At 33.6% G+C, this 2,271-nt stretch carries 2 protein-coding genes; one reads left to right on the forward strand and one right to left on the reverse strand.

Annotation, left to right across the window (positions count from 1 at the left end; translation table 11 throughout):
* Positions 1-582: acetamidase/formamidase family protein (locus F6K22_RS39095; RefSeq protein ID WP_293110351.1), on the reverse strand; the 582-nt coding region annotated here is incomplete at its 3' end.
* A 749-nt stretch (positions 583-1,331) separates the two neighbouring features.
* Here F6K22_RS39095 and F6K22_RS39100 point away from each other — a divergent pair.
* Positions 1,332-1,967: an AAA family ATPase gene (locus tag F6K22_RS39100; protein WP_293110353.1), complete on the forward strand. Its 636-nt coding sequence runs from the start codon at positions 1,332-1,334 to the stop codon at positions 1,965-1,967.
* The last annotated feature ends 304 nt before the right edge of the window (positions 1,968-2,271 follow it).

Here is a 2,271-nt window from a genome sequence, read left to right on the forward strand (position 1 = left end):
TAAAACAGGTAAAAATATTCGCGAACCAACTTGCAATTCTCGACAATCAATATTACCTCCATAACTACCAGGAGGAATAGAAGAACGCCGAGTATGTTTTGTGGCAACTCCCAAAATTCCAAAGAATGGTTGAAGAGGAATTTTTATTCCGCTATTAGGAGGAAACTCTGCAAATTTTTTCTCTAAATCTAATGGAATAAAATTGAGTTTTGATTCCGTAAATTCTTCCGGTAATGCTCCCCATCCCCGACGAATAGAATTAAATCCTATCGGTAAACTAGGGTGAATATTTTGCAGAATAATTTCTAGTACATCTCCCGGTTGAGCATCATTAATATATATAGGTCCAGTTAATAAATGAGGACCCAGACCGACTTTTTTTTCCGCTGGTAAATTATGACAAATTTCCAGAAATTCTGGAGTTAAAAAATCTTCAGGTGCTCGGTCATAAAGATAATAACCCGTATAAGTTTCTACATCGACACGATCGCCAGAATTAATTATTAATGCTGGTTCCAATTGATGTGAGAATCCTCCTAAATGAACAGTTTTACAGTTAGCTTTTAAAATGTGATGACTCATTTCAGTTATCAGTTATCAGTTATCAGTTATCAGTACCTCTGGCTGTTTGCGCAGCATTCCCTAGGAAACCCAGAGGCTTGAAATACTGAAGTTTACTTTTTCTTGGTCATTTCATTTAATTTTAATACTTATCAATAGCAGGGAATAGGGAATAGGGAATAGGGAACAGCGAACAGTTGGAAAAATATTTTCGCTGTCTAAGATTCATCATCAGTCTATGTCCTAAACAATTCTTTCTTCCCTGGAATAATCTTTCTCAAATTACTGAAATACAGTTATTTTTATTCTTTGATATTCCCTACTCTTTACCAAAAAATAAAGGTATAAAGCCTTTTATTTCAAGAGAAAAAGCGGTCAAGGGATGGCGAGGTCTCCCGCTCTTATACCCATTCCCAAAAGTAACGCAAGACCTTGGATCACACTTCAGTTATTAAGTAATTAAACTAAGGTAATTACTTTTTTGTTAGTTTAAGCAAGTTTAACATTAATTATTCTTGTTTTTACTTCTCCCCTACTCCCCCACTCCCCTACTCCCTTACTTCAATCAAATGTAGAAAAGTTTTTGAGAAATGGTATTACAGAGCCACTCCGAAGTGCGCCATATCCAGTTGACCAAGAGAAAAGTGCTAAGATATTTCCTTTTTAACCAGAGGTAATTATCAATTATCTATTATTCATTAATGAATCCCTATTTGTAAGATATACTCACTTAAATTAAAAAATTTCAAATTTCAATAAATTTAAGTAAAATGATGCAAACTATAACTAAACCTAATCAAAATTTTAAACAGCTACAACCAGGAATTGCTATTGGTGTTCCTTCAGAAAAAGATTGGGTCTCTATCAGAAATGAAAACCTAATTATTATTGTAGGTTTAACAGGAGTAGGCAAAACTACAATGATTAATAAATTAACTAAATCAGGATTAAATTTTACCTTACTTCCGAACCGACGCACCCTAACAACAGAATTAATTATTCCTTATATTGCAGCTATAAATGGAAAGAATATTCAAACAATTTGTCGCCTAGAGCGGTTTAAATATACTCGTCAATATCAAAAACAATTTCCTGGTGGTATGGGTCAGATTTTGAATAAATTACAAGTTAATTCTAATACAATTAATTATCCACTAATTTTCGATGTTTTAAGGGGTAAAAATGAAGTTACTTATGCTGCTAAAACTTTGAAAAAAGCAAAATTTGTGATCTTAGATGCTCCATTATCAGTACGTTTAAAACGACTTTTGACTCGATATTATGCTTTCTATAAAATCACAAAATTTTCAGAATATGCAGTAGTTGAGCGACAAAAAAATATGAGTTTTTCTGCTTTAGGTATACCTGAAGCTTCTAGTTTGTTTACCTTTGCTGAAGCACAATAAATTTTCACTGGAATTAAAACAGGAATCTACCAACCTATGGAAGTTAGTCAAAAACTAAAAATCCTAGTTGAAGAGAGTATAAACTAGGATTCCCAGGCAACAAAAATCGCTTTACAGGCGATCGCTCCTCAGCAGACTTTACTTTTAAACACTACTAAGTTTACACCTTAACAAATAGCTCAAAAGTTATTAAATATATTAGATATAGGTAATACCAATGTGATAAATGTTTGCTACAAATAGCTAAGGGACTTTTTAGGAGTCAACCCACCCCTAACCCCTCCACCGGAGGGGTTAGGGGTGA

It is taken from the genome of Okeania sp. SIO2F4 (assembly GCF_010672385.1).
In the GTDB taxonomy this organism is placed as follows: domain Bacteria; phylum Cyanobacteriota; class Cyanobacteriia; order Cyanobacteriales; family Microcoleaceae; genus Trichodesmium.

Excerpts from the sequence above, each read along its gene's own strand:
- F6K22_RS39100 (WP_293110353.1), top strand. The coding sequence starts at position 1,332 with ATGATGCAAACTATAACTAAACCTAATCAAAATTTTAAACAGCTACAA.